The organism is Roseburia sp. OM04-10BH (genome assembly GCF_003462605.1).
Lineage (GTDB): Bacteria > Bacillota > Clostridia > Lachnospirales > Lachnospiraceae > Roseburia_C > Roseburia_C amylophila.
In genome coordinates this window covers 100,197-115,913 of record NZ_QTZI01000011.1, presented here as the reverse complement: position 1 = coordinate 115,913, position 15,717 = coordinate 100,197, and the positions used below count along the sequence as shown (strand labels likewise).

Annotated in this window: 19 protein-coding genes; 2 read left to right on the top strand and 17 right to left on the bottom strand. The window is 39.6% G+C overall.

From position 1 onward, the window contains the following. Positions 1–58: 58 nt before the first annotated feature. Genes DXB43_RS11895 through DXB43_RS11890 form a run of 3 tightly spaced genes read right to left on the bottom strand, consistent with a single transcriptional unit; the run spans position 59 to position 1,730 of the window. Positions 59–433, bottom strand: a complete 375-nt coding sequence (locus DXB43_RS11895) for a hypothetical protein (RefSeq protein ID WP_117947658.1) — start codon at positions 431–433, stop codon at positions 59–61. A gap of 22 nt (positions 434–455) precedes the next feature. After that, the gene (locus tag DXB43_RS15655; RefSeq protein WP_256385808.1) at positions 456–584 is read right to left on the bottom strand and encodes a hypothetical protein; all 129 of its coding nucleotides are present in this window, start codon (positions 582–584) and stop codon (positions 456–458) included. A 30-nt stretch (positions 585–614) separates the two neighbouring features. Then, entirely contained in the window at positions 615–1,730 is a 1,116-nt protein-coding gene (locus tag DXB43_RS11890) for a hypothetical protein (RefSeq protein ID WP_117947657.1), read from the bottom strand. Positions 1,731–1,890: 160 nt separating this feature from the next. On the opposite strand from DXB43_RS11890, the gene DXB43_RS15795 reads away from it, so the two are divergent. Then, positions 1,891–2,052, top strand: coding sequence for a helix-turn-helix domain-containing protein (locus DXB43_RS15795; RefSeq protein WP_255669400.1), 162 nt, complete (start codon positions 1,891–1,893; stop codon positions 2,050–2,052). 47 nt (positions 2,053–2,099) lie between these two features. Here DXB43_RS15795 and DXB43_RS11880 read toward each other — a convergent pair whose 3' ends face one another. The 6 genes from DXB43_RS11880 to tgt form a co-directional block, all read right to left on the bottom strand. Continuing rightward, positions 2,100–2,690, bottom strand: a complete 591-nt coding sequence (locus DXB43_RS11880) for a hypothetical protein (RefSeq protein WP_117947655.1) — start codon at positions 2,688–2,690, stop codon at positions 2,100–2,102. Between the two features lie 78 nt (positions 2,691–2,768). Beyond that, positions 2,769–3,152, bottom strand: a complete 384-nt coding sequence (locus DXB43_RS11875) for a PAS domain-containing protein (RefSeq protein WP_117947654.1) — start codon at positions 3,150–3,152, stop codon at positions 2,769–2,771. After that, positions 3,136–4,116: a nucleotidyl transferase AbiEii/AbiGii toxin family protein gene (locus DXB43_RS11870; protein ID WP_117840955.1), complete on the bottom strand. Its 981-nt coding sequence runs from the start codon at positions 4,114–4,116 to the stop codon at positions 3,136–3,138. Before DXB43_RS11870 ends, DXB43_RS11875 begins: the two co-directional genes overlap by 17 nt. Then, entirely contained in the window at positions 4,103–4,867 is a 765-nt protein-coding gene (locus DXB43_RS11865) for a type IV toxin-antitoxin system AbiEi family antitoxin domain-containing protein (protein ID WP_117947653.1), read from the bottom strand. Before DXB43_RS11865 ends, DXB43_RS11870 begins: the two co-directional genes overlap by 14 nt. A gap of 226 nt (positions 4,868–5,093) precedes the next feature. Then, positions 5,094–5,429, bottom strand: a complete 336-nt coding sequence (gene yajC, locus DXB43_RS11860) for a preprotein translocase subunit YajC (protein WP_117947652.1) — start codon at positions 5,427–5,429, stop codon at positions 5,094–5,096. 97 nt (positions 5,430–5,526) lie between these two features. Further along, positions 5,527–6,678, bottom strand: a complete 1,152-nt coding sequence (gene tgt, locus DXB43_RS11855; RefSeq protein WP_117840953.1) for a tRNA guanosine(34) transglycosylase Tgt — start codon at positions 6,676–6,678, stop codon at positions 5,527–5,529. A 145-nt stretch (positions 6,679–6,823) separates the two neighbouring features. On the opposite strand from tgt, the gene aroC reads away from it, so the two are divergent. After that, on the top strand, positions 6,824–7,927 hold the full coding sequence (aroC, locus tag DXB43_RS11850; RefSeq protein ID WP_117947651.1) for a chorismate synthase: 1,104 nt from the start codon (positions 6,824–6,826) through the stop codon (positions 7,925–7,927). A gap of 83 nt (positions 7,928–8,010) precedes the next feature. On the opposite strand, the gene coaBC is transcribed toward aroC, so the two are convergent. From coaBC to DXB43_RS11810, 8 genes are all read right to left on the bottom strand, one after another. Then, entirely contained in the window at positions 8,011–9,204 is a 1,194-nt protein-coding gene (gene coaBC / locus DXB43_RS11845; RefSeq protein ID WP_117947650.1) for a bifunctional phosphopantothenoylcysteine decarboxylase/phosphopantothenate--cysteine ligase CoaBC, read from the bottom strand. Between the two features lie 5 nt (positions 9,205–9,209). Next, positions 9,210–10,055, bottom strand: a complete 846-nt coding sequence (locus tag DXB43_RS11840) for an ECF transporter S component (RefSeq protein WP_117947662.1) — start codon at positions 10,053–10,055, stop codon at positions 9,210–9,212. Positions 10,056–10,301: 246 nt separating this feature from the next. Continuing rightward, on the bottom strand, positions 10,302–11,354 hold the full coding sequence (locus tag DXB43_RS11835; RefSeq protein WP_117840949.1) for a lactonase family protein: 1,053 nt from the start codon (positions 11,352–11,354) through the stop codon (positions 10,302–10,304). Positions 11,355–11,357: 3 nt separating this feature from the next. Next, positions 11,358–12,584: a peptidase U32 family protein gene (locus DXB43_RS11830; protein ID WP_117947649.1), complete on the bottom strand. Its 1,227-nt coding sequence runs from the start codon at positions 12,582–12,584 to the stop codon at positions 11,358–11,360. A 35-nt stretch (positions 12,585–12,619) separates the two neighbouring features. Continuing rightward, a complete protein-coding gene (locus DXB43_RS11825; RefSeq protein WP_117697016.1) occupies positions 12,620–13,261 on the bottom strand; it encodes an O-methyltransferase in 642 nt (213 codons plus the stop codon). Continuing rightward, positions 13,258–13,647 carry an endolytic transglycosylase MltG gene (locus tag DXB43_RS11820; RefSeq protein WP_022243069.1) on the bottom strand — a complete coding sequence of 130 codons (390 nt, stop codon included), beginning with the start codon at positions 13,645–13,647 and terminating at the stop codon, positions 13,258–13,260. The genes DXB43_RS11825 and DXB43_RS11820 overlap by 4 nt, the downstream gene beginning before the upstream one ends. 15 nt (positions 13,648–13,662) lie before the next feature. Next, the gene (locus tag DXB43_RS11815; protein ID WP_022243070.1) at positions 13,663–14,007 is read right to left on the bottom strand and encodes a YlbF family regulator; all 345 of its coding nucleotides are present in this window, start codon (positions 14,005–14,007) and stop codon (positions 13,663–13,665) included. Positions 14,008–14,022: 15 nt separating this feature from the next. Beyond that, positions 14,023–15,687, bottom strand: a complete 1,665-nt coding sequence (locus tag DXB43_RS11810; RefSeq protein ID WP_022243071.1) for a ribonuclease J — start codon at positions 15,685–15,687, stop codon at positions 14,023–14,025. Positions 15,688–15,717 lie beyond the last annotated feature (30 nt).

Here is a 15,717-nt window from a genome sequence, read left to right as displayed (position 1 = left end):
AGCGATTAGCTAAATCAGAACTTAAACTTGCAAACTGGAAGCTCGGATTCCAATTCAGCTAAATTACTCTCCCATACGATATGATATGCCCTTTAACCTGCTTTGTTATTCTCAATATATTGCTTTTACCTGGACATTTTATTTCTACACATCCATACCTTCTTGCATCCCGGCTTTTTTTCCTTTCCAATACAGCAAAATCCGGAAAACCAGCTGCTCCATGTAACCACATGGATAATTTTGTCTTTCTTCTAACACTAACATCCCTTAAAGAAATTTTCTTTCCACTCTTTGTTCCCCGGATAATCTCTGCCAGAAGAGAGTACAATTCGCATTCCACAATACAATTCTGTATCATAGCAAGTTCTATTTCTTCCTTGAATGTCTCATACTTATCTGCTAATACTTTTTTCTCCTGTTCTGTAAATTCCATCACTCTGTCTCCTTTGTATTTATTATTCTATATCTGTGCCATTAACACAACTATTTTCAACCAGAATGCCATCTTCACAGACAGCACTCCAGCCAAAAATAGAATTATTATTTTTACCAGCTATTTTATTTCCACCAACATAAAATTTCATAAAATATTTCTCCTTTAAAATTTAAATTTATTAATTTGTATATAAAATATTACCATATCTATCGCAGCAATACCCTGTATCGGAACCGTCTATATACCATGTACAAAATGTACCGCTTCCATCAAAATTTCCAACAACCCATTCATATCCTTTACCAGATGCATAAGCATTATAAATAACCTGCGGAGCATTAAAAGTAACATACTGACCTTCTTCTTCAACCCAGCCTCCACCGGTAATACTCCAAGAACTCTGGCTTAAACCGCCTCTAGATGGCGTGGAAGAACTGTTACTTGAAGAATTATCGCTACTATTACTATTTGAATTATTATTTGCAGCAGCTGCTTCTTTTTTCTTCTTTTCTTCCTGTTTCTTCTTTTCAGCTTCTTCAGCTGCTTTCTTTTCTGCTTCTTCAATCTCTGATACTTTATTAGTGTAGGTTTCAACATTACTATCTATATTTGCGATAATATCTGTAAAATGATCAGTACCTAAATTGGTTAATTCATCTTTTAAAGTATTTAAATTTGTAATAGCAGTATTTAAATCATCTTTTGAAGCATTTTCAACGTCACTGATTACATATGAATTATATGTATCATTGTAACCTGAAATAATATTATTAATTTCATCATTAATTGCGTTGATATAACCTGATAAAGTATTTTCAATATCATTTTTATCATCAGAGGATAAAGCATTATCCTTCTTTAATTCATCATTAATGTTATTTAAATTACCGATAATAGCATCACAATTAGTAATACTCTTGTCATTTTCGAAGTTTTCATTTTCTTTATTAACTAAATCATTAAAATAATCAATGAAATAATTATACATTTCTTTATTTGTCTTTGAGTAATTCTTATACCATTCCTCCTTTCTCTCTTTCTTGCTCTGAAAATATTTTTCTATCACTGCGTTAATTTTTTCATCAGATTGAAAAGATGCATATATTTCTTCTTTTTTTGCCTCTTCACTTTCCTCTTGAAAAGATTGTAAATACGTTTCTATTGCCGTCTCACCCTCTGCCAGGCTCTTTTTCTTTGCCTGTCTATCAAGGCTTATCTTAATTACAGCTCCCAGTGCTACCACAATGATACAAACCACTATACTCGCCAATATTATTTTTGTTTTCTTTTTCATCTTCATCACTCCTGTACTTTATTTTTGGCAATTTCAATCATAGTACATTGTGGATATATTCACAATGTTATATTCCACAATATTTCTCTAAAATTAGATTCATCATACTAACAGAAAGGAATGATTTGCTATAATAAGCTATGAACCCCTGTGGAATACCATGAAATCCAAAAAGATATCCCAATACCAGCTTCTAAAGATGGGCATTGACAATAAAACCCTGGACGGCTTAAAACATAACAGAAATATTACTTTGCTCACTGTAGAAAAGCTTTGCAAAATCATAGAATGTACCCCAAATGATATTATTGAATTTAAATAGAGCGATACACCGTTGTCGATGTATCGCTCTATTTAATATACTAGTCCTTATTCTCTTTTCACAAATTGTAATATCTGAGATGCTATTTGTTCCGATGAATCTTCAAATCTAATTGGTATATTATAATAAACTGCCTCATCATCATAATTCACATCATCCCCACCATGCATCGGATAATTCTGTAATGAGAAAGGTTCCTTTCCCTGATACACTTTTATTTGCATAGCATTTAAAATGCAATTCACCTCTGTTTCCGATTTAAAGAAACGTATTGCTGTAACATCATATCGCACATCCTTATATATCAGTGGAATATACTGAAATAATTTATCGCTTTCACACTGAATTGTATCTCTGCAAATAACAGCCCTGCCACTTCCCATGCTTTGAACAAGACTACTATCTGATATGCAAATTATTTTTCTAATTTCTTTCAGCTTATTTGCAATAGCGTCTGAACAACTCTTTCCAATTCTAATATCCTTTGGAAAAATATGTACATTTTCACAATTACGCTTATCAAATAAAAAATTAGGATGTTTTTCTATATCTTCCTGTGTTGGAATATATGGTGTCAATTCATAATTTTCATTAAAAATGTATAATTTTCCAATATTGTATTTTTCATTTATCTTCATTGTTCTTATCTCCTTTATCTCATTCTACCCACTCTATAAAATATATTACAACTGTAAGAAGGATTATCGAATGTCCTTTTACCACAAATCATATTTTTTCATGGTTTCCGCATTTCTGAATTCGTGCTTCTCATAATAGCCAATCAGCTTTCCCTCGGCATCCCTTAAAGCAACCATATACACATCTTTATTCTGCTTCACGTTATGGGAGGTATAGATGAGATTGTGGCTTTCATCTGCAGAGAACCAGTCGATTACCTGCTGGATGCGTTTTTGCGATTCTTCATTATGGCAGTTTAAAAGGCTTCTTCCAACAAGGCTTTCACCGCCCCATTTCTCATAGCTTTTTACTGCAGTTGGATTCATATAAATGATTTCGTACTTTAAATTGCATATCACAACGGAACAACAATCCTGGTCTATGATGCTTTTAAAATATGCTGCGTTAATGTCTGTCTGCATGGTTATGCTCCTTTTCTTTCTGTTCTTTCATTTTCCATATTGCCATAGGATGACTACAAATATTATCTAAAATTACTTTATCATCAAACAACAACTCTGGTCTATACTCTTTTCTTTCAAATGCCTCTAAATATTCTCTTTCTTCTGGTGTCAACATCATAAGTTCCTGTATATATGTTTTTGCCTTCTTCTTTCTCTCTTCCAGATTAAAATTATCTTTCTTCCTCAAAACCGGAAACAAATCTCTCCTGATTTTCGTAAAATTCAAGCCATCAATTGCAGATGTGTCAAAATTCCTGTTAATTACTTCTGCTGATACCGAAGCATAAAATATAATACATTTTCGTAGAAGAATTTCTTCCTCTTTTCCAAATAAACCATATGTTATCATATTATTGAAATCATATAAGTCCCTCGCTGCAGCCCTGCTCATTAATGCATTTGCCTTGGCAGCAAAAATTTCCATCGGATGTAACGTCCGAATCATCACATCTTCCTGAAACATATCCGTCACAATTTTCCTGTTTGTGGGTTCAAACAAATGCGACCGCAAGGAATAATTAATTTCCACCTTGATATTATCCCTATTTCCGCCTGCATTTTGATATAAAAACAAAAATGCATCTAAGCTATGGCTATATCTTGATGCTTCAGACCGGTGATACCCCAATTCTTCCATGTATTCACATAATTGCTCTGTAATCTGTTTTCTATGCATCTGCGTATCATCTTTGGATAAGTTCGGAGTAAAATCCAAATCAATATCTACCGATAAACGTGGCAGATTGAATATTGTCATATTAATTGCTGTACCACCTTTTAACGCCAAATGCTCCCTTAAATACGGATCACTGTTAATATATTTCAACACTTCTTTCAAACGTAGCACTTTTTCAAATGTATCTCTGACAAATCCTGCCTGTTTTGCCGCTTTTTCTAATTCAATTTTTTTATATGCTATCATGTAACACCCCATTTTTCATGCCATATATATCATTTGGAACAACCAGCTTCCAACTGTTGTCATATTTTCCACCCATCATCCCCTTCGTCAGATATCGCTTACTTTTTCCGATTTTCCCCCTGCAAAATTCAAAAAAATCATCACTTAATCCAAGCTTATTTTTATACGCCCAAAGCAGATACCCTGTCTTTTGATACAGGAACTGATTATGATACGCTTGCAGATACTGTAACAAACGTTTTTCCTGTAAGTGTGTCACTGCTTCTATATCTGCTATTACCTCCTCAATGCCGGCTATTTTGTCCATATCTTTAATACTGTCAACAACTGTCCTCTCCTTAGTTGTCACCCGTATACCACCACTGTACATAATCTCTTCAATACCGATATCACACTTTGAAGCAACATAACAATAATTATAACCATCAAATTCAAACTCTTTAAATGGTGTTTTAGACGAAACATATATATCATAATATACCTGATCACCCATACCATAATATTCCATTGCTGTATGATGCGATATATACGATGATTCCGTAATAGCACATCCTATCTGGTACTTGTTTGCAACAGGACTATCTGTTTCTCCACTTATGCAAGTGTACATATTCTTTTTTATCCGAACAATGCGCCCCTTATTCAACAACCGTCGAACTGCTGAACTGGCTGATTCCATATTATGATAAAACTGATTCACATCATTTAATGTAAATACCGGTTTTTTTAGCAGTTCATAATATACATCCATAAATGATTAACCTCATTTTTTCTTTTATTATTATCTATACTAACTTATTTAACAGTGTATTTCAAGTTTATTTTTTGTTTCAAACAGTTTGTTTTTAAACTGTATGTATGTTTTTTTAAACTTTTTTCTTTGCAAACTATAAGAAACACGATTTGCGGGTTTCTCATATAAAAAAATCCGTGGTTTGTACATCTCGCACACTCCACGGATTTTCTAAGGTCTTATCTTATTTCTTCTCTTTGGTTTCTTTTGCTTCTACTGCTTCTTCCGGTTTTTCGATTGCGGCAATTGCTGCTTTCTGCATTGGGATACGGCAGTTTCTGTTGCTGCCAAACTCAACGATAACAGTATCATCTTCAGATACATCAATTACGATTCCGTAGAAACCGCTGGTTGTCAGTATGGTATCACCTACTGCTAACTCCGACATCATCTGCTCTTTTTTCTTTGCTTCTTTCTTCTGTGGACGAATCATGAAGAAGTATACAAATACAACCATAATTACTACCCACATAATAATGCTTCCCCAGGCCTGTGCCTGCTGTGATGCTAAAATAGACATTTCTTTTCCTCCTGAATTACAAACTTAAGTTCATGAAAAACATTGTACACAAAAAGACTGCGTTTCACAAGTATTTTCCCGATATTTCATTCTTTTTTTAGATTTGTGCCTCTTTTTCCCTGTTTATCTGGTTCATACCATAGAGTTTTTCCTCTTTGTATGACTTGTAGCTGCCGGCATCGATGGCGTCTCTGATTTCTTCCATCATGGTATTGTAGAAATACAGATTGTGCAATACGCAAAGGCGCATGCCAAGCATTTCCTTTGCCTTTAACAAATGGCGGACATAGGCTCTGCTGTAACGGCGGCAGGTCGGACACTGACAGCCCTCTTCGATTGGACGCATATCCTTTTCATATTTCTTATTAAAAAGATTAATCTTTCCCTGATTGGTATAAAGATGTCCATGGCGGCCATTACGGGTCGGATATACACAGTCAAAGAAATCCACACCACGGTCTACTGCCTCTAAAATATTTGCCGGAGTTCCGACACCCATAAGATAGGTTGGTTTCTCAAGTGGCAGATATGGAACGGTCTGGTCTAAGATATCATACATCTCTTCGTGGGTCTCGCCTACTGCAAGTCCACCTACTGCATAGCCATCTAAATCCAATTCACTGATTCGCTTTGCATGGTCAACCCGGATATCCGGATAAATGGCTCCCTGGTTAATTCCAAACAGCATCTGATTTTTATTAATGGTATCTTCCAACCCATTCAGTCTTGTCATTTCCGCCTTACAGCGTGCCAGCCAGCGGGTTGTTCTGGCTACGGATGCCTCTACATATCCACGGTCAGCCAGTGCCGGTGCACATTCATCAAATGCCATGGCAATGGTGGATGCCAGATTAGACTGTATCTGCATACTTTCTTCCGGTCCCATGAAAATTTTTGCTCCATCAATGTGGGAATGGAAATAGACTCCCTCTTCTTTGATTTTACGGAGTCCTGCCAGTGAAAATACCTGGAATCCACCGGAATCGGTAAGGATTGGTTTGTCCCACACCATGAACTTGTGCAGTCCGCCCAGCTCTTTGATTAATTTATCTCCCGGACGTACATGCAGATGATAGGTATTGGATAATTCCACCTGTGTCTTAATCTGCTCTAAGTCTTCGGTAGAAACAGCTCCCTTTATGGCAGCGACCGTTCCTACATTCATAAACACCGGGGTCTGTATATCACCATGTACGGTATGAAAAATGCCCCTCTTTGCTCTTCCATCCTGTTTTAATAATTCGTACATATAATCTCCTGTTTCTGTTCTTTTTACAAATACTATCCTAGCATACCTTGTTTTCGCACTTTTTGCAACTGTGGGATTGCCAGTATCTGAAAAATCTTCTATAATAGAATCTGACTTTTTTACAAAAACAAATCAGGAGGATGCTATGGCAGGCTCAACTATTGGAACTAACTTTAAAATTACAACCTGGGGAGAATCACACGGATCAGGAATCGGTGTCGTAATTGACGGCTGTCCTGCCGGACTTTCCCTTTGTGAAGAAGATATACAGACCTATTTAAACCGGCGTAAACCGGGACAATCTGCTTTCTCTACCCCGCGAAAAGAGGATGATGCAGTACATATTCTTTCCGGTGTCTTTGAAGGCAGAACCACCGGAACTCCAATCTCACTGATTGTGGTAAATGAAAACCAGCATTCCAAAGACTACCGTGAAATTGCTTCCTACTATCGTCCGGGACATGCTGACTTTACCTTTGATGCCAAATACGGTTTCCGGGATTACCGTGGTGGCGGACGTTCTTCCGGCCGTGAGACTATCGGACGTGTGGCTGCCGGTGCGGTTGCCGCAAAGATTTTAAAGGAACTTGGCATTGAGATTCTCACCTACAGTAAGAGCATCGGTCCCATCACCATTGACGAAACCAGATTTGATGCTGCAGAAATTACGAAGAATCCGCTCTATATGCCGGATGCAGATGCTGCTGCAAAAGCCGCTTCCTATCTGGAAGAATGCAAAGCCATGCAGAACTCTGCCGGCGGTATTATCGAATGTGTTATTACCGGTGTTCCTGCCGGAATCGGTGACCCGGTATTCGAAAAAATCGATGCAAATTTAGCTAAAGCAATTTTCTCCATTGGTGCTGTAAAAGGCTTTGAAATCGGTGATGGATTTGCAGTTGCTGCTGCTACCGGACTTACCAACAACGATGCCTTTGTAACGGATGAAAACGGTTCTGTCACAAAAGAAACCAACCACGCCGGCGGTATCTTAGGCGGCATGAGTGATGGCTCGCCTATTGTATTCCGTGCTGCCATCAAGCCGACTCCTTCCGTTGCTTCCACCCAGAAGACCATAAATAAAAACGGCGAGGAAATCGAAATCAATATCAAGGGACGTCACGATCCGATTATCGTTCCAAGAGCTGTTGTGGTTGTCGAATCCATGGCTGCCATTACTATTTTCGATGCCATGCTTTCTAATATGAGTGCCCGGATGGATGGAATCAAAGATTTCTACAGGAAATAAAGGCTTCTATCAGAAATAGCAAAATCCCTGTCAGTTACAAGTCACACAATCAGGTGACCTGCCCTCTGACAGGAATTTTTTTATTATGCCTGCATTTTGCTTAGAATCTCATCAAAGATAGCTGCTGCCACTTCATCCTTCGACATAATCGGCAGCTCTTTTTCTTCTGCCGCCGTAATCAGGGTTACCACATTGGTATCGGTACCAAATCCGGCTCCCGCTGTCTTAAGATTATTGGCAACAATCATATCAAGCTTCTTCTTTTCTAACTTGGCTTTGGAATTTTCTTTCAGATGCTGTGTCTCCATGGAAAATCCACACAGGAACTGGTTTTCCTTCCGGGCAGAAACTGTTCCTAAAATATCTTTCGTGCGTTCCATTTCCAACACCAGTCCGCCACCGGCTTTTTTTATTTTCTCATCCGCAACGGTCTTTGGGCGGTAATCTGCCACTGCTGCAGCCATGACTACAATGTCCTGTTCTGCAAATGCATCTGTGACAGCCTGATACATCTCTTCTGCCGTAACAACCGGAATTGTATTTACAAAAAAAGGCTTTTCAAGGCTGGTCGGTCCGGTGACCAGTGTTACCTCTGCCCCTCTTCTTGCCGCATTCTTTGCCAGTGCATAACCCATTTTTCCAGTGGAATGGTTGGTCACATAACGTACCGGGTCAATTGCCTCCTGGGTGGCTCCTGCTGTGATGAGAACCTTCTTTCCTGTCAGGTCTTTCTCACAGGCAGCTTCCTGCAGAATATATTCTAACAGTTCTTCCGGTTCCGGAAGTTTTCCCCTTCCGGTATCACCACAGGCAAGATAGCCTGAGGACGGCTCAATGATGTGATAACCATATTCTCTTAGCTTCTTAAGATTATCCTGTGTTACCGGATTGTCAAACATATGTGTATTCATTGCCGGGGCAAGATATATCGGAGCCTCACAGGCTAACATGGTAGAAGTGAGCATATCATCTGCAATTCCGTGTGCCAGCTTTGCAATGACATTTGCAGAAGCCGGAGCAATCATCACCACATCTGCCTCCTGTGCCATGGCAATATGTGCCACATGATATCCGCTGTTACGGTCAAAGGTATCGTCAATCACCTTATTTCCGGTCAGTGTCTCAAAGGTAACCGGTGATATAAACTGCTCTGCATTTTTCGTCATAATTACATGCACATCTGCGTGCTGCTTTACCAACATACTGGCAAGCGAAGCCGCTTTATATGCTGCAATACTGCCTGTCACTGCCAGTAATATATTCCTGCCCTTTAACATATGAATTACCTCCTGTGTACTTTATTCAATACCATTCCAATTGCAGCTACCAGAACGGCTGCTACAATTGCTTCTATAATTCCATTAAAGCTGATAACGCCAAGGATTACACCCATAACTGCGCCCGGTTCAATGCTCAATGCATTGGCATATGCCTCTTTATAGAAAATATAAATCATCGGCATTACAAGCAGTGTATTGGTCAATGCTCCGGTTACGCCGGCATAGACATAGCCCAGGAATCTGCCATCCTTCTTTCTTCCGGTCAATTCCACTACAATAAAATAAATAACTGCTGCAGCTGCACCTGATATCCAGCCAATCATTTCCTTCGAATCTGTTGTCAGCATTTTAGCAAAGAACGCATGGATACCAACCAGTAAAAGTACGCTGATTACAAGATTACTGATTACCTTTGCAGCCTTTGCATGGCTGGATGTGGTTAATTTTACAATTCCACGATATACGAAATATGGGATGATACCTACTAAAATTCGTGGTGCAAAACAGATAATGGTACTCTTTACCACTCCTGCTGCGCCATCGATGCTGCTTGCCAGTATCGGTGAAAATACAAATGCTGACATAGAAGTTGGCATCAATGTATTTTTAATAAAACTGGTTAATCCAAATACAAATCCCAAAAAGGCACCTTTTTTCGGTCCGCAGAAAATTGCACCTAAAATAACCGGTATATGGATAATCGTTGCATTAATTACTACTAAAGGAATAAATCCTAACGGGGTAAATGCCATTACGACAATAATGGCGGTAAATAAAGCTGTCAGAACCAGCTCATAAGATTTTGGGATACTTCTGTCCCTGGTAAAAGCTACGTTTTTTTCACTCATAGTCTCTTCCTCTTTTCTTGAATTTTCTTTTTCTATTTTCTTTTTTCTCCGCATTTTAAGGCTTTGCGGCCAAGCACTTCCATTGATAGCCTCCGGACCGGTAGGCTTCAACCGTGTTATTCTATCATAGTTTTTCCAAAAAAGAAAGATGTCGTCTGTTATTTTTTTAACAAACGACATCTTTTTACCCTTTTTACATGAATACCGAAAAATGCCTGGCTAAAGCATGTTTCCTGCAGTTCGCTTTTAACTTAGTTTATGGATATAAATACAATTCGGCTTGTCTACCGGAATCGGCTTCTCTTCCATCAGAATGTATTTCTTCTCATAATCTACCTTAAACATGGTAATCTCATTGGTCTCATTATTAAGGCTCATGAAATGCATTCTGTCCGGACAGATACCAATCATTTTCGGATAATCACCACTGATTTTCGAATTACACATCATGGTAAGACATCCACTCTCTTTATCAATTTCATAAATCGATACGGAGTTTGCACCTGCATTACTGCAGAATAAATATTCACCATCCATTGTCACTTCCAGACCGGATGCAGCACAGACATCAGCTTCCTTCGGTGTGGTCGTTGTAATGGTCTGAACCTTCTCGAAATGCGGCTGGTCATTTTCTAACATATAGGAAAATACCTCTATCTGATTCAACAGCTCATAGAGAATATAAGCAAATCTTCCATCACGGCTGAAGCGAATCATATGCGGTGCAGATTCCAACGGACAACGGATGATATCTGCAAGCTTCATCCTGCCATTCTCATAGTCAATCCGGTAAATCTTTACATGATCTAATCCATTATCCACTGCACACAAGAACTTCTCGTCCGGTGTCAGCTTCACGCAGTCTACATGTGGCTTGGAACTTCGCTCTGCAATGGTCCGTCCTATTCCCTTATGAAAAATACCGTCTGCGATTTCTCCGATGCTGCCGTCTTCCTCCAACTTCATCATGGTCACTCTGCCATCATGATGACCGCCTACGAAAAGATAACGGTTCTTACTGTCCACTTCCACATAACAGCCACGCATACCGCCAATCCACTGCTTGTTCATTGGCTCAAGGTCTCCATCCGGCAGAATGTGAAATGCTTCCACGCCTTCATCTGCAATGGAATATAAGAATCTGCCATCCTTCGATACCAGCAAATCGGAAGGATTATTGATGGGAACCACTTTCCGTTCCTTCATTTCTCCGCTTTTTGCATCCAAATCATATAAATGGATTCCGATACTGTTCTCATGGGTATACGTTCCGACATAAACAACATACTTTTCTTCCATAGGTCATTCCTCCTGTCTGCGTAAAATATCATACATCTCCAGTTCCTGTCCTAAATCAATGTAAAGCACCTGTTTTGGATGTGGTGCTGATTCCATTTCATTTCCATCTTCGTCCACAATCCGTTTTACGGTAACCGGAATATTTCTTCCATCCGGTTTCATGACTTCAATCTGTTCCCCTACGGAGAATTTATTTCTCTGTTCAATTTGATATAATCCCTCTTCGTTGCGGTCTCCTACAATTCCAAGGTAGGTATATTCTTTGATATAAGTATTATTATCGTAAATCTGGCTTTCTTCCGAAGGCTTTCCAAAGAAAAAGCCGGTGGTAAACTGGCGATAAGTACAGTTAGAAATCTGTTCTAAATACCAGTCCATATTTTCTTTATATTTCTCCGGTGAGGTAAGATAATCATCAATGGCTTTCCGGTAAGTACGTGCTACAGTAGCAACATAAAGTGCTGTCTTCATACGTCCTTCTATCTTAAAGGAATCAATACCTGCCTCAATCAGTTCCGGGATGTGCTCAATCATGCACAAATCCTTGGAGTTAAAAATATAGGTACCACGTTCATTTTCATAAACCGGCAGATACTCTCCCGGACGTTTTTCCTCTACCACTGCATATTTCCAGCGGCACGGATGAGTGCAGGCTCCCTGGTTGGCATCTCTTCCGGTAAAATAATTACTTAAAAGACATCTTCCGGAATAGGAAATACACATTGCTCCATGCACAAATGTCTCGATTTCCATTTCATCCGGAATATTTTTGCGAATCTCAGCAATCTCATTTAAAGAAAGCTCTCTTGCTGTTACCACACGCTTTGCGCCCTGGTTCCACCAGAACTGATACGTTCCATAGTTGGTATTATTGGCCTGGGTACTGATATGACGCTCGATTTCCGGGCAGATTTCTTTTGCAATGGTATAAATACCCGGGTCAGAAATAATCAGGGCATCCGGCTTGATTTCCTTTAACTGGGTAAAGTACTCTCTTACACCTTCCAAATCCCCATTGTGAGCCAGTATATTTGCTGTTACATAAACTTTTACGCCATGCTCATGGGCAAACTGGATGCCCTCTGCCATATCCTCCATGGAAAAGTTTTTTGCCTTCGCACGAAGTCCAAATACTTCTCCGCCGATATATACGGCATCTGCTCCATAAATGACTGCAATTTTTAGTACTTCCAGACTGCTGGCTGGAATCAGTAATTCTACCGGTCTCATTGATTTATTTCTCCTAATATTTCAATCTGTATCATCTATTTCTTAATGCTAATGGTAACACCGTCTCCAATCGGAAGCACCGATGTGGTAAGACTGTCATTGTGTGTCAGTTCATAAAGATATTCCCGCATTCTCTTATGAATGGTCCGGTTTCTTCTGGTTACTGCATAATGGGATTCGATAATATCTCCCTCCTGCAGCACATTGTCAGATACCAGTAATGCACCAGGCTTCATCAGCCGAAGAATATCCGGCAGGAAATTGATATACTGTCCCTTTGCCGCATCCATAAAAAGAAAATCATACGGATCTTCTAACGTCTTTAACACCTCTGTGGCATCTCCCGGAATCAGTGTGATTTCTTTCTCTTTTCCGGCACGTTTGAAATTTGCCTGTGCAATAGGAATTCTTTTCTCGTAATTTTCTATGGTTGTAATCCGGCATGGCACCGGATTATATTCTTCCATCAGAAGTGCAGAAAATCCTACTGCAGTTCCCACTTCCAAAATCCGCTCCGGCCGCTTTAATGCCAGCATGGATTTTAAAAAGCTCTGCATTTCCTTACGGATAACCGGCACATAATTCTTCTTTGCCTCTGCCTCAATTTCCTCTAAAAGCGGTGTATTTCCACTGTCTAAGGAATTGATATACGTTACTAATCGTTCCTCTACTATCACGTTGTACCCTCTGTATCTTTTTCCGAAACCGGTGACATGGCTTCCATCATTTCTTTCGCTGTCATGGAAGTATTCAGCGTATATATTCCCGGTTTGATTTTTTTAGAATACGCAGAAAGCTTTAACTGCACTGCAAAAAGCCTGGCATCACGGATAAGTCCTTTCTCCTCTAACATACTTCCAATATCACTACCGGACATTCCAGCCTCTATCTGAACCACAATATCCTTGCCATCACCGGATGACACCGGCTGCTCTGTATACACGCGATATCCGAAATCATATGCATAGCTTCCTGCCTTAAAAAGTACAAAAATCACCAGTACAACAACAAGAACAGAAAAACTGATTCGGACAATTTTCATCACAATCTTACTGGCACTCATCGCACAACCTCTCCATTATCTTTCGTTTACAAAACCTACTTCAAAATTCAGGCCGCCAACCAGTCTGAAATTAATTTTCTGCAGCAGACGGCAGAATGCAAGCTCTGCTGTCATAAATTCTTCTGCAACCGGATTCTTGCGGATATCTATATTTTCCCGCTCCAGCTGGTCTACTTCCCAGAACAAATCCACATTTTTACTGTTCTGGATCTGGTAATTCTTCTGGCGGAATGCAAATACAATCTGCTCTAATTCCGGATTCGCATGCAGCTTATTCTTTGCTTCCTGATAACGCTTATATTCATTGGTATCCTGAATTGCATTTACAAGTTCTGTTACCTTATCTTCTACTACGCTCATGTTCATCCACCCACATTAAACTTCCATAATAATTGGAATAATCATCGGTCTACGCTTTGTCTCTTTCCAGACAAAATCACCTAAAGCATCTTTGATTTCTGTCTTAATCTTGCTCCAGTCTGTAATATTCTTATCCATGCAGTGTTCCATGGTTCCCTCTAATACATGACGAGCTTCCTCCATCAGGCTTTCTGCCCCACGTACATAGACAAACCCTCTGGATACGATGTCCGGTCCTGCCAGCACCATTCCGGAGCCACTTTCCAATGTCATTACAACAATAATGATTCCTTCTTCTGCCAGATGCTGTCTGTCACGCAATACAATATTTCCTACGTCACCAACACCAAGTCCGTCTACCATGACATCGCCTACCTGTACATGTCCGGTAACTGCTGCGCTTTCCTCATCCAGTTCTAATACATCACCGGAAGACAAGAGGAAAATATTTTCTTTATCAATGCCAAGTTCTTCTGCAATCTTAGCCTGGGCAACCAGATGACGGTATTCTCCATGAACCGGAATTGCATATTTTGGTTTTACCAGTGAGTAAATCAGTTTGATATCCTCCTGACAGGCATGACCGGAAACATGAACATCCTGGAAAATAACCTCTGCACCTTTCATGGTCAGTTCATTAATGACACCGGACACTGCTTTTTCATTACCCGGAATCGGGTTGGAACTAAAAATAATGGTATCCTTTGGTTTAATTGTTATCTTACGATGCATGCCGGATGCCATACGGGATAATGCCGCCATGGATTCTCCCTGGCTTCCTGTTGTAATGATAACCGTCTGCTCATCCGGATAATTCTTCAGCTGTTCAATATCAATCAGGGTCTGCTCCGGGATGGTAAGGTATCCCAGCTCAGACGCAATCGTAATGATATTTACCATGCTTCGTCCTTCAATCACTACTTTTCTGCCATACTTATTGGCAGAGTTCATAATCTGCTGTACACGGTCTACATTGGATGCAAAAGTTGCAATAATGATTCGTGTGTTCTTATGGTCAGCAAAAATATTATCAAAGGTCTTTCCTACGGTACGCTCCGACATGGTAAAGCCAGGACGCTCTGCATTGGTGGAGTCACACATCAATGCCAGTACACCCTTCTTACCAATCTCACCAAAACGCTGTAAATCGATAGCATCACCATATACCGGTGTATAATCCACTTTAAAGTCTCCGGTGTGGACAACTGTTCCTGCCGGTGAATAAATGGCAAGAGCTGCCGCATCCTGAATACTATGGTTGGTACGGATAAATTCCACGCGGAAGCAGCCTAAGTTAATATGCTGTCCGTATTTTACTACCTTACGTTTTACTTTCTTGAGCATATTATGCTCTTCTAACTTGTGCTCGATAATTGCAATCGTAAGCTTGGTTGCATAAATCGGCACATTGACTTCTTTTAAAATATAAGGGATTGCTCCGATATGGTCTTCGTGACCATGGGTAATAAAAAATCCCTTTACTTTGTCAATATTATCTTTTAAATAAGTCACATCCGGGATAACAAGGTCTACACCAAACATGTCATCCTCCGGGAATGACAGACCGCAGTCCACAACAATAATACTGTCTTCGTATTCAAAGGCAGTTATGTTCATTCCAATCTGCTCTAATCCGCCTAATGGAATGATTTTCAATTTTGAGTTTGCTTCTTTTTTCAAAATATTACCTCCATAAATTCTTTCTTTTCG

Bases quoted from the DNA above. Each gene is read 5' to 3' on its own strand.
- DXB43_RS11890 (WP_117947657.1), bottom strand. From the start codon at position 1,730: ATGAAAAAGAAAACAAAAATAATATTGGCGAGTATAGTGGTTTGTATC.
- coaBC (WP_117947650.1), bottom strand. From the start codon at position 9,204: ATGTTAAAGGGCAGGAATATATTACTGGCAGTGACAGGCAGTATTGCA.
- DXB43_RS11820 (WP_022243069.1), bottom strand. From the start codon at position 13,647: ATGAGTGCCAGTAAGATTGTGATGAAAATTGTCCGAATCAGTTTTTCT.
- DXB43_RS11830 (WP_117947649.1), bottom strand. From the start codon at position 12,584: ATGAGACCGGTAGAATTACTGATTCCAGCCAGCAGTCTGGAAGTACTA.
- DXB43_RS15795 (WP_255669400.1), top strand. From the start codon at position 1,891: ATGAAATCCAAAAAGATATCCCAATACCAGCTTCTAAAGATGGGCATT.
- DXB43_RS11835 (WP_117840949.1), bottom strand. From the start codon at position 11,354: ATGGAAGAAAAGTATGTTGTTTATGTCGGAACGTATACCCATGAGAAC.
- DXB43_RS11865 (WP_117947653.1), bottom strand. From the start codon at position 4,867: ATGGATGTATATTATGAACTGCTAAAAAAACCGGTATTTACATTAAAT.
- DXB43_RS11875 (WP_117947654.1), bottom strand. From the start codon at position 3,152: ATGCAGACAGACATTAACGCAGCATATTTTAAAAGCATCATAGACCAG.
- DXB43_RS11870 (WP_117840955.1), bottom strand. From the start codon at position 4,116: ATGATAGCATATAAAAAAATTGAATTAGAAAAAGCGGCAAAACAGGCA.
- yajC (WP_117947652.1), bottom strand. From the start codon at position 5,429: ATGTCTATTTTAGCATCACAGCAGGCACAGGCCTGGGGAAGCATTATT.
- tgt (WP_117840953.1), bottom strand. From the start codon at position 6,678: ATGTACGAATTATTAAAACAGGATGGAAGAGCAAAGAGGGGCATTTTT.
- DXB43_RS11895 (WP_117947658.1), bottom strand. From the start codon at position 433: ATGGAATTTACAGAACAGGAGAAAAAAGTATTAGCAGATAAGTATGAG.
- DXB43_RS11840 (WP_117947662.1), bottom strand. From the start codon at position 10,055: ATGAGTGAAAAAAACGTAGCTTTTACCAGGGACAGAAGTATCCCAAAA.
- DXB43_RS11880 (WP_117947655.1), bottom strand. From the start codon at position 2,690: ATGAAGATAAATGAAAAATACAATATTGGAAAATTATACATTTTTAAT.
- aroC (WP_117947651.1), top strand. From the start codon at position 6,824: ATGGCAGGCTCAACTATTGGAACTAACTTTAAAATTACAACCTGGGGA.
- DXB43_RS15655 (WP_256385808.1), bottom strand. From the start codon at position 584: ATGAAATTTTATGTTGGTGGAAATAAAATAGCTGGTAAAAATAATAAT.
- DXB43_RS11815 (WP_022243070.1), bottom strand. From the start codon at position 14,007: ATGAGCGTAGTAGAAGATAAGGTAACAGAACTTGTAAATGCAATTCAG.